Here is a 19478-nt window from a genome sequence, read left to right as displayed (position 1 = left end):
ACCAATGCAAGATGGAATGAAACAACGTTTCAGGGCCTCTTCCCTGACTCGCGGTTCGCTCGCGCCCCTCGGGCGCTCCCTGCACCGCCCACCCACGACATCGCCGTGCGGATGGCGTTCAACCGGGGGCCGTTCGCCGGCGGGTCGTCGGTGGCGATTGCGGGGCTCGCGCTCGTCGTCGGCATCACGCGTGGGCGCGGCTACGAGACGGGCCTGGCCATCGTCGAGCGGGTCGCAGCCGCCACGGCGCCCGGTGACGATGACCGGTGGCGGGCCACAGCCAGCGACGAGCAGTAGCGGAGAGGCGGCTGGTGGCACGAGCCATGCGTTCGGCTTGGCGGCCACTTCACGGTGGCCGCGGACGTCCTCACGATACTCGTGGGGTGGGTGGAGCGTGGGCCGGCCGGTCGGGTGGCGCTCTCCGGGAGCGTTATCGCGGTCGACTGGCCCACCGGCGGGGCCCCCTGATGTGACCGGCGGCGACCAGTCGACCCGGTCGAAGCAGCCGTCCCACCGTAAAATTCGCGCGCGCTCTTGCCACCCTGGTAGGCCGGTGAGGGGGGACGGGCCGCGACGATTCTGGGGTCGACTACGCGCCACCGAGACGAACACGTATCCTGTATATACAGTTTAGTGAATTTACACCAACTCTTCTCGTATGGCCAGTGACCAGACTGCTGCCGATGGACGCATCGAAATTTTCGACGATGAAGAACTGCTGCACGACATCCAACCCTCGTTCGTGGGGGCCATGTCCGCGCTGGATTGGATACTGGTCCCCGTCTCCTTTGGCGCGTGGCTGCTGGTGCCGTACCTCAGATGGAAGCACACGAGGTACATCATCACCAGCAACCGGCTGATAGACATGCAGGGGAGTGTGACCGGGAGCACGACGGTGGAAACCCGATACGACGACGTGTCCGGGGATATTCGAACCAGCCAGGGGCTGCTCGAGAAGTTGGTGGACAAGGGCACCGTCGAGTTCGAGATTGAGCGGGTGCGGGGGGAGTCCGCCACGGAACGGGAGTTCGGTGAGCGAGACGGGTCCCAGCGCGAGATGGCCATCGACCGCGAGTCAATCGAACTGAACGGTATCCGGGAGTACCAGGCCGTGTCGAACACGGTTCGGCGATTACGGAACGCGTGAGTGGTGTTCCAGTGGAAAGCGGCCGGCCCCCGCCGTGGAGAGCCAGGCCCCGACGATGGCCGACAATTGGAGCGTGGAGTATGTGGGGGTGGCCGACCTCATCAGGATGTCGGGGATGGACTACGGCGTGGCGTGGGTCTTCGACAACTGCGGCGAGGCCCACCACGACACCCTTGCCGCCGACGAATAGACCGAGGATAGTTCGGACTTGACACGTAGACGCGCGGTGACTGGTTTTTGCCACCTCTCCTTCGGGGCTACGAGTAGAGGCAGGCGGCGCCACGGCGGTTTACGGAGTGGGGTCTCCGTGACCTGTTCTGGACTGGTTCTTCGTCCCACTAACACTGTTCGTCTGGGTGACGACCCGACTCACCAGGTCGCTCGTCGGCCGAGCACGAACACACGCGAGAATGGGCGCTGCAGGGGTTGCGCGACCGGGTACCCGCGGTCTCGCCGCCTGCAACATTGTTCTGCGTTCGGTACTGTTGTGTCGGAGCGCTGTCTGGGGAGTGAGTCATGGTGCTATCGCTGAATTTCTCGCCAGCGCCGCTCGGCGCGCTTGCGCTTCGAGGCGCGGTCGTAGTGCTTGTCCAAAACGTCCTCTGAGGCGTTGAGCTGGTCAGAGACGATGCTCCGAGGGATGCCGTCGTACCGGTACTTCGTCACGCGAGCTTTCCGCCAGTCGTGCGGGCTCCGCGACGACGGGCACTTACTCGCCTGCTTGTAGTACATCGCCTCGCACTCGTCAGGGTCGCGATCGTGTGGGCACCCCTCGCCGATGAAGCACGGACGCGTCCACTTGTAGATCGTCTCGCGAATCGTCGTCGGCGAGGCGCGGCCGTGAGTAGTCGTGATCAGTGGGTCGCGGTGGAACTCGTCGGTCGAGTCGGTGCGCGGGCCGTCGATGTAGTCCCGAAGAACGCGAGCCACCTCGCTGCTGACTCGGTTGAACCGCTCGCTGTCCTCGTCGTTCTTCAGGGGCGTGTCCTGCTCGGGCCGGTGGACGTACTCGACGCCCGGGTTGCTATCGTCGAGGTCGCAGTCCTGGAGGTCGAGCGAACGGACGCCGCCGAGGCGAGCGCCCGTGTGCCACATGAGCAGGACGATCACGTGGTCGCGGCTGGCGTACTCGTAGCGCTCGAGGTACTTCAGAATCGGCGGGGCGCGCTCGGGCACCATCTTCGAGTCCGAGACCTCGTCGGCGTTCGAGAGCGCCGGAATCGGGACCTTCTCGAAGAGGTCCTCGTGGACGGCCTCGATGTTCCCACAGAACCGCAAGAACGCGCGAAGCGTGGTGAGCGCGCTTTTCAGGGTCGCCGGGGCGAGTTCCTCGACGTCGGCACCACTGTACTCGCCGTCGCGTCGCCAGACGCGGTACTGGTAGAGGTCGCGTCCGGTAAGGCCGTTCAGATTGTCGATGTCCTCGGTCTGGCACCACTCCACGAACGGGCGGAGTCGCGCTTCGTGCGAGGTCACCGTCCACGCGGCGGCGTCGTCACGCCGCGAGTCGAGATACAGGTCGACTGCGTTTGCCGGAGAGACGGGCTGCAACTCCTTACTCACCGAGCATCGCCTCCTTGGCGTCACGGACTCGCTGGAACTCGCGGTCACTGCCACCGTTGTCCGGGTGTGCGTCTTTCACCCGCTCGCGGTAGGCTGCCCGGACCTCGTCGTCGCTCGCATCCGGGGCGACGTTGAGCACGTCGTGGGCGCCACGAACAGAATTGGCTACGACGATGTCCTTGTCAGCGGGCGGGAGGCGAGCGTTCGCGAACTCGCTTTCGCCGGTCTCGACGGGTCGCTTCTCCATCTTCCGCTTCTCACGGAGATAGAGGCCGATGGCGCGCACGTTGTCGCGCAGCGCCGTGTAGGCGTCACAAGCGACAGCGTATTGTGCGCCGTCCATCTTCCAGCGGAGCGCGAATCCCGGGTCGTCGGGGTTCGCTCGCGCGTACGGCCGCTGGTCGGTCTGGCGCTGCTGGGCGTCGAAGCTGTACCGGTAGCCGTCCTCGTCGACGCCGAGGCGGTTGAGTTCCGTCTCGAGGTCGTCGAACGCCGTTGCGAGCGAGACGCGGAAGCTGTTGTTCCGTTCGCGGTCGCCGGCGCCGGTGCGGGGGAAGCCCCGCGGCCAGTCGACTCGCGTCACGCTGCCCACCACCGTTCGTCGAGGTTGACCTTCTCGATGCCGTGGGGTCGAGACTCGAAGACCTCCGCGGTCGTCCACGCGCCCTCGGTCTCGCGGCGCACCTCGTGTTGTACGTCGACGCCGACGCCGTCGTGGGCGACAACTCGGATGCGGTGGTGAACCGTCTCTCGACGCCGCTCGGTGTCCGAGAACGGGCGCTCTCTCCAGTCCGCAACGACGCGTTCGTTCGCGTCGTCACTCACGCCCATCACCGTCCGTGACAGCGTGGTCGCGGAGCTCCTTCACGGCGGCCTCGTAGCCTGCGCATTTCCCCTCGAAGTACTCCGGGCCGTGCTCGGTATCCTCCGGCGCGTCGTCCGCGAGGTCGTCGGCGATCATGCTGCACTGGCGGGCACGGCGGTCGAGCGTGTCGGCGAGTTCGCTCGGGGACATCAGATGTCCACCTCGTCGGTCTGCTCGGCGAGTGTCGCGCCGGCGTCGGTGAGCCCGTAGACGCGGCCCTTCGAGCGCTCCTCGGGGACGAGGAGTTTCACGATGTCGCGCTCGCGGAGTTCCGAGAGCGTACGCGAGACGTGCGTGAGGTCCAGGTCGGTGCGCTGGCCGATGGTCGTCGGAATCGCGGGGCCCTTGACGTCGAGCGCGGCGACGACCGCACACCGGTAGTCGCTGGCCGCGACGTAACTGAGCGCGTCCCAGTCGACGCGGTCCGCAGAGGCGTCGGTGGACATCAGTTGTTCACCTCCTCGTCGACGGCAGCCGATGAATCTCCTCCCGTGGGGTGGAACGTCGCGGTGAACTGCATCGATGCGGCCGGGAACACGTTGCGGAGATGGAGTCCACACTCGGTTTTGAGGCGACTGAGAACTCTGTCCGTCAAACCAGTACCCGGCGGTGGTGTGATGGATACGGATTCGCCGTTCGTCGTGTTGTTGACTGAGACGTCGAACTCACCACTCACTTCGGGGATGTCGAGCAGGTCACGAGCTGCGTCCGCGGCGGCCTCTGTCGTCGGAGGTGTACCACCGTCCGCGCGCAGGCCGTCGTCTGCTCGCGGGAAGTTCCGCGCGAGCACTTGCGAGATGCGGTGCCCGCAGGGCTGTACACGAACGTCACCGGGGCCGCGCGTCTCCACGTACTGAATCGGGCCGCCGCACTTCGGGCAGCCATCGTCGTCGTTCTCGCGGTGCTGTGCAACAGAACACTCTTGTCCGCTGTCGTTGGAATCGAACATGGCTTCTGTACTCTGGGTACAGGAGCCCGCGCGGGTCTGCTGTTCCAGCAGCGAGGCCCGCACTTTCCTGAGACAACGAGTAGGATTGTTGCCCACAGGGAGACTCCTGTCAACCACAAGGCTGTGTCCAACTGACTTAATACTTACCCACTGGACTGTGTATCTACAACGTTGTATGGTTCTTCTACAGTCTCGTGCGTAAATTGTAAGATGGCACCGACCACCTGATTTAGTGAATGGCCCGGATTGAACTGGCGTCGTGGATGACTCCGGTAGACAGAGACATCCTCGAACGCCTCCAAAATTCGGGAAACCGAGAACTCGTTTTGACCCCTCGCTTGATTGCTGAGAACTCTGATTGGAGCAGAGACGCGGTTCGTAGTCATGTGCTTCATCTCCGGGAGAACTCTTTAATCGAGTACTACGACGAAGAGGCCGGAATCTACCGGCTCTCCGAGCGCGGTCGTGCGTGGCTTCAGGGCGATCTCCCAACCGAGGACCTCGAGGACTAATCAGGCGATTCTGGTCTGATTGTTTTCCAGCTGTGACCAGCATGCCTAGGCCGAGGACTGTTCGGGTTAAAGCGAGAGTGTGGGCATGAACGGAAGCACGCTAATACAGAGAGCTTGCAATTTTACAGGCTGGAATTCATCTCACCACGGTGAACGGAGGCTGAACGAATCCATTATCCGTACCATCGATAGCATTTTGTTGGTAAATACATGATACTATTTATGGACAGTTTTGGCGAATACCAAGAGCGGGTAACTAACGACATCAAGGAGGTTGTAGGTTCACGGCCAGTTCAGCCAATACTTTTCGCTGGCTCAGGTCTTTCTAAGCGGTATTTCTCAGCACCTGGCTGGGACAATCTGTTGAAACAGATGGCATCAGATTGCCCAAAATTGGATCACAATTACGGATACTACCGACAGGACAGAGATCCTCCGGAGATGGGGTCCCTCCTAGCAGACTACTATGCACAATGGGCTTGGGATCGAAACGAGTCCAAGTTTTCTGAAATGCAACTGAAGTTTGATGACAACTCGGATACGTACTTGAAGACAGAGATTGCAGACTACTTCAGTAATTTAACCCCGGAATCGCCGGAAGATCTGTCTCAAGATGATGTTGACGAGGGATTTGAGGTGGAGAATTTAACTGAAGAGATTAGAGCCTTACGAGAGATTCAACCACACGCTATCATCACCACAAACTATGACCAATTCATCGGGAATATATTTAACCATAATGAGGAGGAAGAGGAACCAAAATACGACGTAATTGTCGGAGAGAAAATCCTTCGGACCCCTCACCGAAGCGTCGGAGAGATTCTCAAAATCCATGGTTCCTCTACAAATCCTGACTCCCTCATTTTAACCTCGGAAGATTATAAAGAGTTCGTCAGTAGAAAACGATATCTCAGCTCCAAAATGTTGACGTACTTTGCCGAACATCCACTATTGATTGTTGGATACAGTGCTTCAGACACTAACATCCGTTCTATCCTCTCTTGGGTGAATCAGTTGCTTCCAGATGACCAGATTATTGCTGACGACATCTATTTCCTACAGTTTGACCGCGATGTTGAATCACGTGAGTCGTATCCTCGGCATAAACGAATTCAGCTTAACGAAGACCAATCGATTGCTGTAAAATGTATCGTTGCGAGGGATTTCAAGTGGGTATTCGAGGCGTTTGCCAGTGGAGAGGGTTTCGAAGTTGATGTCCGGTATCTTCGTAAATTGCTTGCGAATACCTACGAGGTTGTTCGGTCAAAGTCATCTGGCGAAAGGGTTGTAGACCATCAGCGAATTGAGGAAGCAGCTGAGAGCCAAGATGAGCTAGAAACGGTTCTTGGAATTTCTGCCGATGGGACTAACGCGGGATTTCTTTTCGACCACCACCTCTCTCCGGAGGAACTCTATGAGGAACTCGAACTGTCAGGGAGGGCCCACGAATTCAAACAGGAAGTGCTAGCCCCAATATATGAGGAATCAGAAATGAACTTAACTGGGTTCAATAACAAGTTCCATGTTGCCTTTTTCAATGATTCTGTTACGTATAGACGATACTCAAGTGCCGGCGTCGACTTGTTTAGAAAGGTGAAGGAGGGTGAAGACTTCGAAATCCGTATTCCAGAATCTAGGGTTCCTGAGGATCATGAAGACCGTGGACTCCAAATAAGTAGTTTCATTTGAGTTATCAATTGAGGGAATTTTCGGTGTCTCTGTTCGATTGTTGGCGAGACTTCTCTGCTCCCCACGTGCCGTGAGGCGATATTTTATAGGGATGTGATTTGTATCGGTAGATATCTAGAAGGTATATGGGAGACGAAAACTATAAAATAGTTGACTTGTTCTGCGGCGCAGGTGGGTTTTCGTTCGGGTTTGACCATCCAGAGCAACTAAACGGGCTCGGCAAACTCGGATACGAGGAATTGGGCTGGGAAACTGAGGGCTTCAAAACCATCTATGCCCTTGACGATTACGAGGCAGCAACAGAAACGATTGAGAAGAACTTCGACTGTGCTGTAGAGAACTCGAAAATACAGGATATAGATACTTTCTCAACTTGGGATGATGCTGATGTTGTCCTAGGGGGGCCTCCATGCCAAGGATTTTCTCAGTTGAACAGTACGAAAACAGAGGACCTCGACGACGAGCGAAACCATCTTTGGAAGGAATACTTTCGCGCAGTTGAGGATATTAACCCAGAAGTCTTCGTCGTTGAGAATGTGCCACGGTTCCTAGATTCACCGGCTGGAAAAGGGCTCGTGGAATTGGCGGAAGAACATGATTATACGACCGTAGTCGGAAAGCTCGATGCAGCAGACTATGGTGTTCCCCAACATCGTAAGCGGGCATTCGTAATTGGCAGCAAGCAGGGGACGCCGTTTCTCCCAACTCCCACCCGGGAGCCAACTAAGACTGTTAGGCAAGCCATCGGTGATCTGCCGATGTATGCGACTGACGAGAATCTCCATAACTCCCGGAACTTCAGTGAGTTGACCAAGGAACGAATGAAGAAGGTACCGAGGGGAGGGAACAGGCACGATATTCCACGTTATCTATTACCGAACTGCTGGAAGGATTACGAAGACGGGGGAACAGACTTGTTTGGAAGACTTCGCTGGAATGAACCTTCAGTAACAATCCGGACCTCCTTCCACAAACCGATGAAAGGCAGGCATCTCCATCCTGAAGCAGGTCTAGAGCGAACGATAACCCTTCGAGAGGGAGCGAGACTCCAGACGTTCCCCGACGATTTCGAGTTCGGGACACCGTATCAGGTTCACACTGCACGACTCATCGGGAATGCAGTCCCTCCAAAACTCGCCTATCATATTGCAAAGGCAGTGAAGTCCCACCTCCAAGGGGAGGAGGGAAAATTAGTGAAGAGCCAGGATTTCGACCACGGGGAGTTCCTCGAAGCGGAACGCCAACCTGTTCTCGAATAGCGGTCAGTTGAGAGTTAGTCTTCTGAGTGAGGGCAGATATCTTGGAAGTCGCAAGTAGAGCAAATTTCTGAGTCTGGAGTGGCGAAGAAATCCCGGTCCATGATGCTATCAACGTCGCTCTCTACGTCTTGTTCAACCTGTTCTAGTCGCGAGTCAGAGAGGTCAACGGTCCTCCGGTTCCCCTCACTGAGATAGTGAATGTATCCGTCAACCGCCGAGAGGTCCAGTTCGGACTGGGTTGCAGCCGCATAGAGCCTAACTTGGAACTCTGACGCTACCAGTTTGGGATCGTGGACAGAGTCTGGCTCTTTCTCGGTTTTAAAGTCGATGACGTTGACCTCCTCCACTTCTCCAGTCTCTGGGTCACGTCGTTCAAGTAAGTCTATCTCACCGGAGATTAGAGCTTCTCCACTGCTATCCGCCCCCTCAATCAAGTACTCGAAGGGCTCCTCGGCTTTGTACGTGAGTGCGACGTCATCACCGTATTCTCGCACATAGTCCTTGAGAACCCGAGCGGCTTCCTCGCGAAGGTTATCTTCCACCTCGCCGCTTGCATAACGGAGATAGAACCGCTCTGGATTCTCTACCATTCTCTCGACTTCTCCAGGACTGGGAAGCAATGCTTGTTGATTGTCCTCGAATCTCTGGTGAACCTCTCTCAGGACATCGTGGACAGCAAACCCGTATCCGAATGCTGAGTCAATGGTCGGTGCGAAGTTGTAGATGTTCCTGAGTTTGTAGTCGAAGGGGCACTTCTTGAAGTAGCGAAGATCGGTAAAGGAGGTTGGATAGACGACATTGGCCAGTTCTTCGTCTGGCTCCACATCTTGCCGGGGGGTGGGATCTGCCCGAAGTTCTTGCATCACGCTCGGATGATCATCATCTCTGACTTCAGTGTAGAAGTCATTTGGAGAGAGGGAGAAGTCGTATCCGCGGTTTTCTTCAGCCCCAGTCAAGAACAAGAACTTCTTAGCCCTCGTAACGCCAACATGGAACAGTCGACGGAGGTTCTCGGTATCTTCGAAGTAAATCTCCGCGTCGAAAACATCGTCTGGGAGCCAAGAATCGCGGGCAGAACCCGACGGACTACTGCCGAATTTGAACGTACTGAGACAGGGCATGAACACCGCGGGATATTCAGTACCCTTAGCGGAATGAATGGTCATCAGGTTGACCGCGTTAACTAGGGTGGGATCGTCGATTTGGGGATTTGCATTCTCGAGGGCGTAATCTAAGAATCGAACCAGGTTGGCAATCTGGTCGGGGAAAATCATCTCGTAGACGGTTTCGAAATCTTTGAACAGTTCGCTTACTTGCCCCAAATCGTACATTAGCGATTCCGGGAACGCCTCGTCATCTGTACTTTCGACTGCCTCTTCGTCGCCCAGACCCATCGCAGAAAGTACATCTTGGAGTTCGTCTTGGGGATGGATTCGACGGCTTGTGGGGTCTTCGTACCAAGCTCGTTTCTCAATGAGGGTAGTCATTATCTCGTCTTCTCGATCCTCTAAACGTGGATTGGAACGGATGGCATTCCGAAGGTCATCCTCTGATACAGACATATACTCAGTGTCACCCCAGGCAGATAAATCAGAATCCTCGGCATCAATAACCTGAAGATCATCGTCATATCCTCTGGCGATGTACCCGAACGCCAGCCTGAGGAACTCGGTTTCCGGGCGTCCAAACAGGTTGTCTCTCCCCCGGACAGTATATGGAATGCCGCGTTCCTCGAGTTCCTCCTGAATTAAATCCATATCTCTCTTCCGACGGAATAGAATCGCGAAGTCGCCGTAGGTAAGAGCGCGTTCCTCCCTAGTGGTAGGGTCTTCGAACCGCGTGTGATGGTGGTGTTCAATCTTGTCCGCGATGAATTCTACCTCTTCTTGGTCTCGGTCGAAGAAGTACTGGTAGATATCTCCCACGTCATAGTTGCTATCTGAACGCATCTGTTTCGGGAGGCGTCTGGTGTTACGCTGAATACTGGAGTGAGCAATGTCAACAATTGCTTCAGTAGATCTGTGGTTTTCCTCTAGCCGGATGACATCTGCCTCGTATCGATCTTCAAACGAGAGGAAGTTATCTACCTGAGCACCCCTCCAGCGGAAGATCGCCTGATCATCGTCGCCGACCACACAGACATTCTTCTCTTCGCCTGCGATGAGCTGGATAAGTTCCTCTTGTGCGGTGTTTACGTCCTGATACTCGTCAACTATGATGTACTCGTATTGACTTTGTACTTTCTCAAGTAGTTCTTCATCCTGTTGTAGACGCTGGACTGTCTCGTAGATTATCTCCTGATAGTCGTAGAAGTGAGAGTCCTCCATTTCCTCTTGGAAAGCATCATAGACTTCCAAGAACTCCTGAGTAAGTCCATCTCCGGACGCTCGGACATCTTCCTCAATCAATTCTCGGCGAAGTGCGTCTATGTCCTTCTTGAAGCGATTAATCTGCTGGGCTTTGGTGTAGGGATATTCATCCTCTTCACCAATTTCGTAGAGACCAAGGTGAGGATAATTGTTCGCAAGGAATGCAGACAGCTGATTATCATTGAGAACGTCGTAACTGAGTGTATCAGGATCAAACTCGTGAAGAACCCTGTCTAAGCAAAATCCGTGAATCGTACCTACGTACATGTTCCCCAAAATGGGGTTGTTTGGATTTGCCTCTTGCATCATCTCTCGAATTCGGACTTGGAGTTCCTCAGCAGCGTTTTCGGTGAAAGTAAATGCAAGTATTTGGTCTCGGTCCACGCCGTCGTGGACCATCTGAGCAATCCGGGCAGAAATTGTATGTGTCTTGCCAGATCCTGCACAAGCAATTACCTGCAGCGGGCCTTCCTGATGGTTGATTACTTCTTTCTGTGGGCCAGTCCAAAAGTCATCCTCCGTAAGGTCAGGCATTAGGCACTTATCCAAATAGTAAAGTGATAAATCTTGCCTAGGAAAGTGAGTGAATCAAGGTAACAGCGATAGAGTTTGCGTTACCACTTCAACTCCATCCGCCCCACCTACTCCAGCCCTAACTGTCTCCGACTCGGTATGGCGCAGAACTTTCAACTCTACTAGGACAGGTACCCGGGTTTGACTAGGGCTGGCAACCGCTATGCTGGCTCCTTGTGGTTAACGAGCAGCCGAACTAAGACATCCTCTCCTACGCTACCTTCTGAGCGGCCACATCTCAGCCGTATACAGAACAATGACGAGGCGAAGTAGCCGATTTTCTTCTCAATGCCCGTCGAGCAGTAAGAAGAGATTGTCAAACTTTGCGGCGAAATCATCAGACTCAACCCGCAGCGGGGGTGGTCTCTTTCTAAGTCGGAAGCGCCCGGTTAGACCGGCAACTACTCAGTTGGGTTTCGGTAATGTTTGGCCGACTCGGAATGGTGTATACAAAAGAAGAATGCCTCGAAGCCCTCCAGGACGCCGTCGACGAGCTCGGCCATCCGCCGACCGTCGACGAGTACAAGGGCCTCGACATCTCGCCGTCCTACAACACCATCATCGCGCGCTGCGGCGGCTGGATCGCCGCGAAGGAGGCACTCGGCCTCGAGCACAAGCGTGGCCGCCAGTATTCGGAAGCTGACTGCCTCGAGGCGATTCAGGAGGCCGCCGAGATACTCGGTGAGGAACCGAGCTACGACGCGTACGAGCGCCTCGATATCAGTCCCTCTGCTGGTACGAGTCTAGCGATCTGTGGGACGTGGGTCGAAGCGAAGGAGAAAGAGGCGTGGTTGACTCGTCGTAGAGTAGATTGTTGACTGAGACGAGAGAAGATACAAAGCGCTGAGTGAGTTATTCGAGCGTGATGGGCGGTTCTAGTCGAAAGGAAACATTCCAGCGTCAACTCCTGGATTGGAGTGAGGGGAACCTCCGAGACTTTCCCTGGCGAGATAAGGCCACTACGTACGAAGTGTTGGTCGCGGAGATCCTCCTGAGCGCGACGCTAGCGACGAAGGTGGAACCGGTCTATGAGGAACTTCTTCGACGATACCCCGATTTCGAGTCATTGGCGAACGCAGAGGCAGACGAGTTGGCTGCTCTCATTGAACCGCTGGGACTCCATAACCGCCGAGCAAATGCTCTGGTCAAGCTTGGCGAACGCCTGTCGGGGAAACCAATCCCGGAGGACGTCGACGATATCCGAGAGCTTCCTTGGGTGGATTACTACGTCGCGAACGCCGTCCGTTGCTTCGGTGCTGGAGAACGCCGCCCAATCGTTGACACGAACGTTACTCGCGTCTACAATCGCGTCTTCGACCGGGACTTCACGGATAGTGAAGACCAGGAGGCCTGGAACTACGCAGAACGAATGCTCCCGGACGAGGAATTTCGTCGCTTCAACCTCGCGCTGCTCGATCTTGGCGCGGCCATCTGCACGTCTACGAACCCGAACTGCGAGGAATGCCCGATGGCGAACATTTGCTCGTACTACCAAACCGAGCGCGTTGAGAACTAGTCGTTCAAGTGCGCCAGCGCCGTGTTCTCCGGGTCGACTTCCTCGATGAATCGGAGGAGTCGCTGGACGGCACGGGGGTTTTCCTCGATGTGATAGAAGTAGTGGACCATTCCTTGCGTCGCCCGATCCTGCTGGTGGTAGTCCCACGATTTTATCTCTTGCTCGAGGTCAGCGTCGGTGATCACGGTGACGCCCTCCGACTCGAGCAATTCCTGAGCGTCCGGAGAGACCGACCGGCAGAGTGCGATGACCATTGCAGTCGTGTCATTCGCAAGCTGCATCATCACGCCAAGCTCGTCTTTGACGTTGCCCTGGGTGATGTCCCGGTCTTTTACTTCCACGGATAGCATCAGGTCAGGACCGACGTACCCGTCGATGTCCCCATATCGGTTCTGCCGAGAGGAACCCGTCCGGACTTTACTCGCCGTGAGCGAAAGATGCGTCCACTTCGCTTTGACGTACCCATACGCGAACGCCTGATACGCGGCGCCCCCATTTTCGTCGGGGTGCGACCGCTCGTAATGCTGGAGAATCTCGTGAAACGGATTCGAGAACGGCGGTTCCCTCGTGGGGAGACTCTGCTGTTCTAGGCGGTCGAGCCCCACGTCGATGAGTCGCTGAGTTGCTTCGTAGCGGCCAGGGCGGGACAACTGGAAGGCTACCTCCAGCATGTCGTCGTAGCGCTTCCACTCACCGGTGTGGTGCCCGGGCGAACTGGGGAAGTTCGTCCGATTCAACTCCTCTCGAAAGAGGGTGATGACCTCGTTATGGACCGGACGGATGCCATATCTCTCGCCGTCGAGTTCGAGCGTGAGCGTGGACTTCGCAACCTGATCGTACTGGTCCAACACGTCGTCGACTTTGACGGACGAGTCGTAACCGTTGACTGCGTCGTCTGTTTGGGAGATCTGCTCACCAACTATGACGAAGTCGAGTGCTAGCCCAAGCGTTCCTTTCGACCCATCGAAGTAGCTCTCCGCGAGTTCAACCAGTTCGTCGATGGTCTCCTGCTCGGCTGCCGAAACCGCCGACTTGTCATGCTGATACTCGTCACGGAAATGGCTGTAGATGAACTGTTCGACGGCTTCCTCTTCCAACTCTGAGCGGTCCACAGACATGTTAGCGACTCCTCCGTGAGGTTGGTGTCAGCGTCTGCGATTCGAACCCAACCGGATGGGAGCACTTCGTACGCAAATCCTCGCCGTCGATCTGATCCGTTGTCAATGTCATCAGTTCTGAGGTAGCAAGTTGGTAACGTCTGAGTAACAAGCAAAAACCACCACTAGGTTACCAATCTGGCGGTCTTCGTGGGAGACGAATGATTAAGTACGAGCCAGATTGTAATGCAGTGCAATGAGTGAGGAGCTGACGTACGTCGATCTCTTCGCCGGTGCCGGCGGTCTTTCAACTGGCCTCGAAAAAGCCGGTTTCACCCTCACCCACGCCGTCGAAGTCGACGCTGACGCCCGTACCTCCTTCGCGAACAACAGAGACGGATGGGACCCGAACGACCTCTCTGAAGACATTCGAGACATCGAACGAGGGGAGATCTCGGACCTCGTCGGTAGCGACACGGTCGACCTCGTCGCAGGTGGGCCTCCATGCCAGGGATTTTCGGAGGTCGTGAGTCCGGACGGCTCTGACGATCGCAACCACCTCTTCACGTACTTCATCGAGTGGGTGGACGAACTTCGCCCGGAGGCCGCGCTCTTCGAGAACGTCCGTGGCATGCAGAACACTGCCGACGGGAAGTTCCTCGACGCCGTCGAGAAGTCTTTCGACAAGATGGGGTACAGTGTCACGTATCGCGTCGTGACCTCCTCAGATTTCGGAGTCCCCCAACACCGGCGTCGCCTCGTCGTGCTCGCGTTCAAGAACGGCCGTCCAGAGTACCCGCTAGATGGATTCGAATTAGAACCGGTCGAGACGCCCGGCGTGATCGACGCAATTGGTGACCTTCCAGAGGTCTCTGCAGGTGAGCAGGTCGAGCAGTACGCCGAACCCCCTAAGACGATTCTTCAACAAGATCTTCGGGGGGACAATGACGACCTCACGTCGCACCAAGCGGCCAATCACACGGCCGACATGGTCGAGATGATCTCTCACATCCCGGACGGTGGGAACCGAACGGCCATTCCCGACGAGTTGCAGCCCTCCTCTGGATACCACAATTCGTACTCCCGCCTGCAGTCAGACGCTCCCGCAGTCGCAATTACCTCGAACATGTCTAAGCCGTCGAGTGCACGCTGTATTCACCCCTTCCAGGACCGAGGACTCACTCCTCGTGAAGGTGCGCGACTCCAGACGTTCCCGGATTCGTATCAGTTCGAGGGAGGCCTTGTCTCGCGTCGGAAACAGATTGGGAATGCCGTCCCCCCTTACCTCGGTGAGGCTCTCGGCTACTACCTCAAGGAAGCAGTCTACAACTGTGGATTCTCCGAAGCCGATCAGGAACGGATTTACACACTCCGATGTGGCTCTCTTTCACCGGACGAGTTCGAACAAAAACGCCCTGACTTGGAGGGCTTCGCTCAACAGGCGACGTTTGACGTGGCGGACTGATTCTCGGCGTCGAATCACTTCCAGGCCGCTATGGTTTAAAATTCATGAGTAAGTGTTCTCGGCAGTCCTTTGCTTCCCCGCTCTGTCCGGCGTTCATCACGAAGTTCGAGTCCTTCCCGACGATCCAATAGTCCTCTGCCCCATCTGGAACGTCCGCGTATGATATCACGGCGTCACCTTCGACCTCGAGAAGCGTCTCCAAGAGATCGTCGTGAACGACGTCACTCTCGGGATAGTACTCCTCGAGGTCGAGATAGGGCGGGTCGGCGTAGAACACCGTATCCGGGCTGTCGTACGTCTCGACGGCGTCCTGCCAGTCGAGATTCTCGACAATCACCCCCTCGAAGCGGTCGGCGAATCCCCGAGTTTCTCGATCTTGTTCGCGAACGTCACGGCCTGGTTCCGCGTCTTTCCAGTCCCGAACCCGGATGGTCCCTGGTACTTCGCGCCCCACTGGCTATACCGTAAGTAGAAGAACCGGCCAGCGCATGCGTAGTCGTCTTTCGGCCGGTAGCCCTGGTAAAACTGTTCGACCCAGCGCTCGTGGAGCTCGCGGGCGTAGGGCACGGCGTCGATCCAGTCGACGAGGCCTTCGGGGTCGTCGCGGAGCACGCGAAAGAAGTGGATGAGGTCGCCGTCCTTGTCGTTGTAGATCTCCGAACTCGCAGGTTCCTTGTTCACGAGGACGCTCGCGGCGCCGCCGAACAGTTCTACGTAACACTCGTGCTCGGGCAGATGGTTGATCACCCACGAGGAGAGCCGAGCTTTCCCACCTGGGAATGGGAAGACGGCCGGCATTACGCTCCCCTCCCCGCCCCTTCGCCACTAGTCGTCGACGCCAGCGTCGCACGTCGGTGCGTTGTCTGAGACATCCACTCGAAACGCGGTGTCGCCGCCACTTGGCTAGCCGGTGCGTGCGGACGAATTGCGCGCAGATTCAGTAGCGCGCCGGAAACCTGACGTGTAACGTGACGAACGACGGTTCGTGAATCATGGACGAAAGAGCGAGCAATCGTTTAGCTACTTCTGTCGATAGACGGCGTCGCGGGTCGCACCCTCTTTTTCGACGAGGTCGTAGTTTTCCAGGACGTGCAGATACCGGCGCCGCGAACTCCGGGCTCGAGGGTCCTGTGCGCGTTCCTCGTAGGTCGCATGGAGGTCCCCTGCGCTGATCTCGCCGTGTTCCTCGATGATGTCGTAGAGCAGGCGGTGGTGCGTAGAGAGTCCGTTGACCTTCTGCTCCCGACGCTCGCGGTACGCGTCTCCGGTGACTTCCTCGATGAGCGACGGCGTGATGCGGTCGACACCTTCGGTCGTGGCCTCCCGGGCTGCACGGCGGAGCAACGCGATCGCGTAGTGAGCGTCGCCAGCGGCGAGGTCACCGATTTTGTCGGCGCTCGCCTGGGAGAACGTCCCGGCGTGCAATCCAGCGTTTGCGCGAGCCATCACGATGTCCGCGAGTTGCCCGCGGGAGTACGGCTCAAGGGTGACGCTCGCGGCAGTCCAAAGTCGAGACTGGACACGTGGCTCGGCGTCTGCGAGTAGCACGTCGCCGTCGATGCACACCATGAGCATCGTGACGTGAGGAATCTCGTAAAGCGTCGCGAGAATACTTCGATCGGCGAGTTGGTCGACCTCGTCGACGACGAGCACGAGTTGGTCGTCGGCCTCTCGAATCCGGTCGAGTAGCAGACTCGTCGACGCGGACGTCCGCGGAATTGGTTTCCCAATACCGAGGTCGCGCACGAGCGCGTAGAGGGCTTCGGTCTTGCTCGAATCACTCGTACACGTCACACACCCCGTCCGGACATCGAGGGTCGCCTGTTCTAGTTCCTGCGTGACGAACCGTGCGAGCGTGCTCTTCCCCGTCCCCGAGGGGCCGGTGAGGAGGACGTCGTCGCCGGCGAGACCGTTCTCAATTGGGCGGAGGTGACTCGATACAGCGTCGACATCGCCCTCGCGGTGCCGCAGTTCCGCTGGCACGAACATCTGCCGGAGGGCACGTGCATCCTGAATCATCGCGCTCATCTGGTCGATGGACACCCCGGATAAAGGACGTGATACGGTGTATCTGAAGCAGGATGTCAGTCACCATCCGATTCCTCGGTGGCGTTGAGCCAACCGAGACACGAGACACAGACCGGTTCCAAGTTCGACCGGACGTAGGGGCCATTTGCGTGTATCGGCCGAATGGTGAGTTCATGCCCGCGCTCACCGCAGCGTGCACATTTGCGATTGCCCTGATTAATGACGTGATACACTACCCGTGCGCGGTAGAACGCCGGCACGTCGTTAATCGCGCTTGCAGCATGCTCGAATTCCGTCTCGGAGGGGATTGTGAGGTCGTTGTTTTTCGCGCGATTACAAAGTTGGCACGTCGCTTGGAGGTTCTCGAGGTCGTCGTTGCCGAACATCGAGGCGGCCTTGATGTGGTCAACCTCGGTGCGGTGACCGATTCCGCTCCCGTACGGCTTGTACGGGTCGTTGTTGGTCAGGGTCACTGGCACGTCATCCAGCGGTGCATGACAGTGTGCGCACCGACACTCCTGTTCGCGAAGCAACTCGTCTTTCTGCCAGTCCGTTCCGCCGGAACTACCGCTCTCCCACTGGTCGAGCAGCGTCGCGACACGCTGGGCGATCGAGTGCACGTCGGGGTGGTCTGCGTCGAATTCTAACGTGTCGGTCATGTACTCTTCGATGAGGCTCGCACGGGAGCGCCGCCCCATTGGGTCGTACTCGATGGCCGACGGCGGCGAAAGGTGGAGTGTCAGTCGGAGTTGTAGTTCCGTCCGATACCGCTCAGTCAGTTCCGCGTTTGCGTCCACCGCTTGCTCTACGTGTGCCTGCGCCTGCGGCATGTGAGCGTCTTCAGTGGTCGCCGCGTCGCTCCTGGGGTCGAGAAAGAGACGGTAGCAGGCTAATTCAAGAGACTCGAGGCTCATGAGGCTGTTACTTCGTTTTCTTGAACAGCTTCATCGAGCCGATCTGCCGGTCGTTGGAGGCCTTTTCCATCTGCTCGCGGAAGAACTCTCGGCCCTGGTGTGTGTTGAGACTCGATTCGGTCCACTCGCGAGTGAAGAACTCCTCGGGCAGGTCTGCTAGAACCATGCGGACCCCCTCATCGATCGCGTCGAGATCCCCGAACATAGTGTCGGCGCTACGACCGCCCATCACCGGCGTGCTGAGGAGTTTGAGACGGTCGAGCAGGAACTCCTGGAGAGTGTCGAGCGCGATCTTTTGGGTGATTTGTCGTTCGACGTCGGTGGCGTCGGGCTCGCGGGCCGTCTCCCATGCGTCCGAGTATTCGTCAGTGACGGCGTTCCAGAACGTGAGGAACACCTTCAACCGGTAGTCGTAGTCCGGGTCCTGCTCCCAGTCGTTGACCCCGCCGTACAGTCGCTTGTACGAGGCGTTGGGCTTGACGAACGACTTCACGAGGTTGAAGGCGATGCTCTCTTTGATGATTCCCTGGCTGTTAGGCAGGCCGAAGTCCACCATGCGCTGGAAGGGGGAATCGTCGCGACGGTGGAGTCGGTACGAGAGCTTAGCCTCACGAGCGTGGATGCCGGTCTGCTTGAAGCGCTCGAATAGGACCTCCAGTTCGCCGTTCGACAGCGACGTGCTGATGACTGCGTGCAGTTGGTCGCGGCTGAGTGGCGACGCAGTGCTGTTGAGGACGTAAAACTGGAAGACTTCCTCGGGGTCCGTTAGGCCGGGGATGATGACGGCGGGAAAGTCGACGTCGAACTCCGTGACCTCCTTCGCACCCCAGAGACGGTGCTGCCCGTCGATGATGTTGCCCGGAACGGAGAGGCCCTTGACATAATCGGAGACGGCCTTCTGCCGGTCGTCGCTGAGGCTGTCCCAGTCCTCTGCGGCCTGTTTGAGCTCCTTCGTGAGCTCGGCGAGGTGTGAAGCAGGGATACTCCCGTTCTCATGTTCGGCGGGATCGTTGCTGATTTCCCCGTCGACGAACTTCTGCTCCTCGTCACTGAGGCGCTCGTAAAATTCCTCGTACTGCGCCTGGATTAATCCGTCCGGGTTGTGCTGGTCGTGGTCGATGGTGAGCGTCGTGATACCGTCGTCCTCATCGATCTTAACCGCGTCTTCGTCGACACCGATGAGCACAGCCCCGGGGATGATGTTCTGGTCGTCCGTAGTGAGGTATTCCTTGATGTCGTCGTAGCGCTCGTTGAGGTCGCGCTGGTAGCCCGCCATGAAGTCGTCCTTTTTCCGGGGGACATCGGCCCACTCGAGGGTCTCCGCGGCGTCAATCACCGTGGAGTACATTGTGGGTGCGTCTGGCTTCTGCTGTATCTTGAGCGCTTGTAGTTTTGTTTTCGCCATGTTGCAACTGCACTGTCGAGACCCACAGACATAAGTCTTTCTCGCTTAGCATACAGAAACACGCCGAAATGCGCTTAGATGAATGGGGTTCCGTCTGTATAGTACAGAAACCTAGCTCCAACACTCT

The 19478-nt window shown here is 57.2% G+C and carries 21 protein-coding genes; 8 read left to right on the top strand and 13 right to left on the bottom strand.

Annotated elements, in window-relative coordinates:
* The first annotated feature begins 111 nt into the window (after positions 1-111).
* Both LT970_RS03920 and LT970_RS03915 read left to right on the top strand, forming a co-directional pair.
* Complete coding sequence (locus LT970_RS03920) at positions 112-297, top strand: hypothetical protein (RefSeq protein ID WP_232688038.1); 186 nt, start codon at positions 112-114, stop codon at positions 295-297.
* Between the two features lie 361 nt (positions 298-658).
* The gene (locus tag LT970_RS03915) at positions 659-1147 is read left to right on the top strand and encodes a PH domain-containing protein (protein ID WP_232688032.1); all 489 of its coding nucleotides are present in this window, start codon (positions 659-661) and stop codon (positions 1145-1147) included.
* A 522-nt stretch (positions 1148-1669) separates the two neighbouring features.
* Here LT970_RS03915 and LT970_RS03910 read toward each other — a convergent pair.
* Genes LT970_RS03910 through LT970_RS03885 form a run of 6 tightly spaced genes read right to left on the bottom strand, consistent with a single transcriptional unit; the run spans position 1670 to position 4524 of the window.
* Positions 1670-2710: a tyrosine-type recombinase/integrase gene (locus LT970_RS03910; RefSeq protein ID WP_232688031.1), complete on the bottom strand. Its 1041-nt coding sequence runs from the start codon at positions 2708-2710 to the stop codon at positions 1670-1672.
* A complete protein-coding gene (locus tag LT970_RS03905) occupies positions 2703-3293 on the bottom strand; it encodes a J domain-containing protein (RefSeq protein ID WP_232688028.1) in 591 nt (196 codons plus the stop codon). The genes LT970_RS03910 and LT970_RS03905 overlap by 8 nt, the downstream gene beginning before the upstream one ends.
* Positions 3290-3535: a hypothetical protein gene (locus LT970_RS03900; protein WP_232688025.1), complete on the bottom strand. Its 246-nt coding sequence runs from the start codon at positions 3533-3535 to the stop codon at positions 3290-3292. Before LT970_RS03900 ends, LT970_RS03905 begins: the two co-directional genes overlap by 4 nt.
* On the bottom strand, positions 3528-3725 hold the full coding sequence (locus LT970_RS03895; protein ID WP_232688023.1) for a hypothetical protein: 198 nt from the start codon (positions 3723-3725) through the stop codon (positions 3528-3530). Before LT970_RS03895 ends, LT970_RS03900 begins: the two co-directional genes overlap by 8 nt.
* Entirely contained in the window at positions 3725-4021 is a 297-nt protein-coding gene (locus LT970_RS03890) for a MarR family winged helix-turn-helix transcriptional regulator (RefSeq protein WP_232688021.1), read from the bottom strand. Before LT970_RS03890 ends, LT970_RS03895 begins: the two co-directional genes overlap by 1 nt.
* Positions 4021-4524 (bottom strand): hypothetical protein, encoded by a 504-nt coding sequence (locus LT970_RS03885; RefSeq protein WP_232688019.1) that lies wholly within the window; start codon positions 4522-4524, stop codon positions 4021-4023. The genes LT970_RS03890 and LT970_RS03885 overlap by 1 nt, the downstream gene beginning before the upstream one ends.
* A gap of 236 nt (positions 4525-4760) precedes the next feature.
* Here LT970_RS03885 and LT970_RS03880 point away from each other — a divergent pair, with 236 nt between their 5' ends.
* The 3 genes from LT970_RS03880 to LT970_RS03870 all read left to right on the top strand — a co-directional run bounded on the left by LT970_RS03880 (position 4761) and on the right by LT970_RS03870 (position 7984).
* A complete protein-coding gene (locus LT970_RS03880; protein WP_232688017.1) occupies positions 4761-5036 on the top strand; it encodes an ArsR family transcriptional regulator in 276 nt (91 codons plus the stop codon).
* 222 nt (positions 5037-5258) lie between these two features.
* Positions 5259-6725, top strand: coding sequence for an SIR2 family protein (locus tag LT970_RS03875; RefSeq protein ID WP_232688015.1), 1467 nt, complete (start codon positions 5259-5261; stop codon positions 6723-6725).
* A gap of 125 nt (positions 6726-6850) precedes the next feature.
* A complete protein-coding gene (locus LT970_RS03870) occupies positions 6851-7984 on the top strand; it encodes a DNA cytosine methyltransferase (protein WP_232688011.1) in 1134 nt (377 codons plus the stop codon).
* A gap of 14 nt (positions 7985-7998) precedes the next feature.
* On the opposite strand, the gene LT970_RS03865 is transcribed toward LT970_RS03870, so the two are convergent.
* Positions 7999-10887 carry an ATP-dependent helicase gene (locus tag LT970_RS03865; protein ID WP_232688004.1) on the bottom strand — a complete coding sequence of 963 codons (2889 nt, stop codon included), beginning with the start codon at positions 10885-10887 and terminating at the stop codon, positions 7999-8001.
* Between the two features lie 479 nt (positions 10888-11366).
* Here LT970_RS03865 and LT970_RS03860 point away from each other — a divergent pair, with 479 nt between their 5' ends.
* Both LT970_RS03860 and LT970_RS03855 read left to right on the top strand, forming a co-directional pair.
* Positions 11367-11744 carry a homing endonuclease associated repeat-containing protein gene (locus tag LT970_RS03860; protein ID WP_232687994.1) on the top strand — a complete coding sequence of 126 codons (378 nt, stop codon included), beginning with the start codon at positions 11367-11369 and terminating at the stop codon, positions 11742-11744.
* A gap of 152 nt (positions 11745-11896) precedes the next feature.
* Complete coding sequence (locus LT970_RS03855; RefSeq protein ID WP_232687992.1) at positions 11897-12442, top strand: HhH-GPD family protein; 546 nt, start codon at positions 11897-11899, stop codon at positions 12440-12442.
* Here LT970_RS03855 and LT970_RS03850 read toward each other — a convergent pair.
* Positions 12439-13560: a hypothetical protein gene (locus LT970_RS03850; protein ID WP_232687990.1), complete on the bottom strand. Its 1122-nt coding sequence runs from the start codon at positions 13558-13560 to the stop codon at positions 12439-12441. The two genes, LT970_RS03855 and LT970_RS03850, sit on opposite strands and share 4 nt — an antisense overlap.
* 235 nt (positions 13561-13795) lie before the next feature.
* Here LT970_RS03850 and LT970_RS03845 point away from each other — a divergent pair, with 235 nt between their 5' ends.
* Positions 13796-15004: a DNA cytosine methyltransferase gene (locus LT970_RS03845; protein ID WP_232687988.1), complete on the top strand. Its 1209-nt coding sequence runs from the start codon at positions 13796-13798 to the stop codon at positions 15002-15004.
* A gap of 28 nt (positions 15005-15032) precedes the next feature.
* Here LT970_RS03845 and LT970_RS03840 read toward each other — a convergent pair whose 3' ends face one another.
* The 5 genes from LT970_RS03840 to LT970_RS03820 form a co-directional block, all read right to left on the bottom strand.
* Positions 15033-15341: a DNA adenine methylase gene (locus tag LT970_RS03840; protein ID WP_232687980.1), complete on the bottom strand. Its 309-nt coding sequence runs from the start codon at positions 15339-15341 to the stop codon at positions 15033-15035.
* Positions 15338-15802, bottom strand: coding sequence for a DNA adenine methylase (locus LT970_RS03835; protein WP_232687978.1), 465 nt, complete (start codon positions 15800-15802; stop codon positions 15338-15340). Before LT970_RS03835 ends, LT970_RS03840 begins: the two co-directional genes overlap by 4 nt.
* A gap of 222 nt (positions 15803-16024) precedes the next feature.
* Positions 16025-17047, bottom strand: coding sequence for a Cdc6/Cdc18 family protein (locus tag LT970_RS03830; RefSeq protein WP_232687973.1), 1023 nt, complete (start codon positions 17045-17047; stop codon positions 16025-16027).
* A 41-nt stretch (positions 17048-17088) separates the two neighbouring features.
* A complete protein-coding gene (locus LT970_RS03825) occupies positions 17089-17862 on the bottom strand; it encodes an HNH endonuclease (protein ID WP_232687964.1) in 774 nt (257 codons plus the stop codon).
* A 91-nt stretch (positions 17863-17953) separates the two neighbouring features.
* Positions 17954-19351, bottom strand: a complete 1398-nt coding sequence (locus LT970_RS03820; RefSeq protein WP_232687958.1) for a ParB N-terminal domain-containing protein — start codon at positions 19349-19351, stop codon at positions 17954-17956.
* Between the last annotated feature and the right edge of the window lie 127 nt (positions 19352-19478).

This window comes from Halobacterium zhouii (genome assembly GCF_021249405.1).
Classification (GTDB): Archaea; Halobacteriota; Halobacteria; order Halobacteriales; family Halobacteriaceae; genus Halobacterium; species Halobacterium zhouii.
This window is presented reverse-complemented; position numbering and strand designations above follow the sequence as displayed.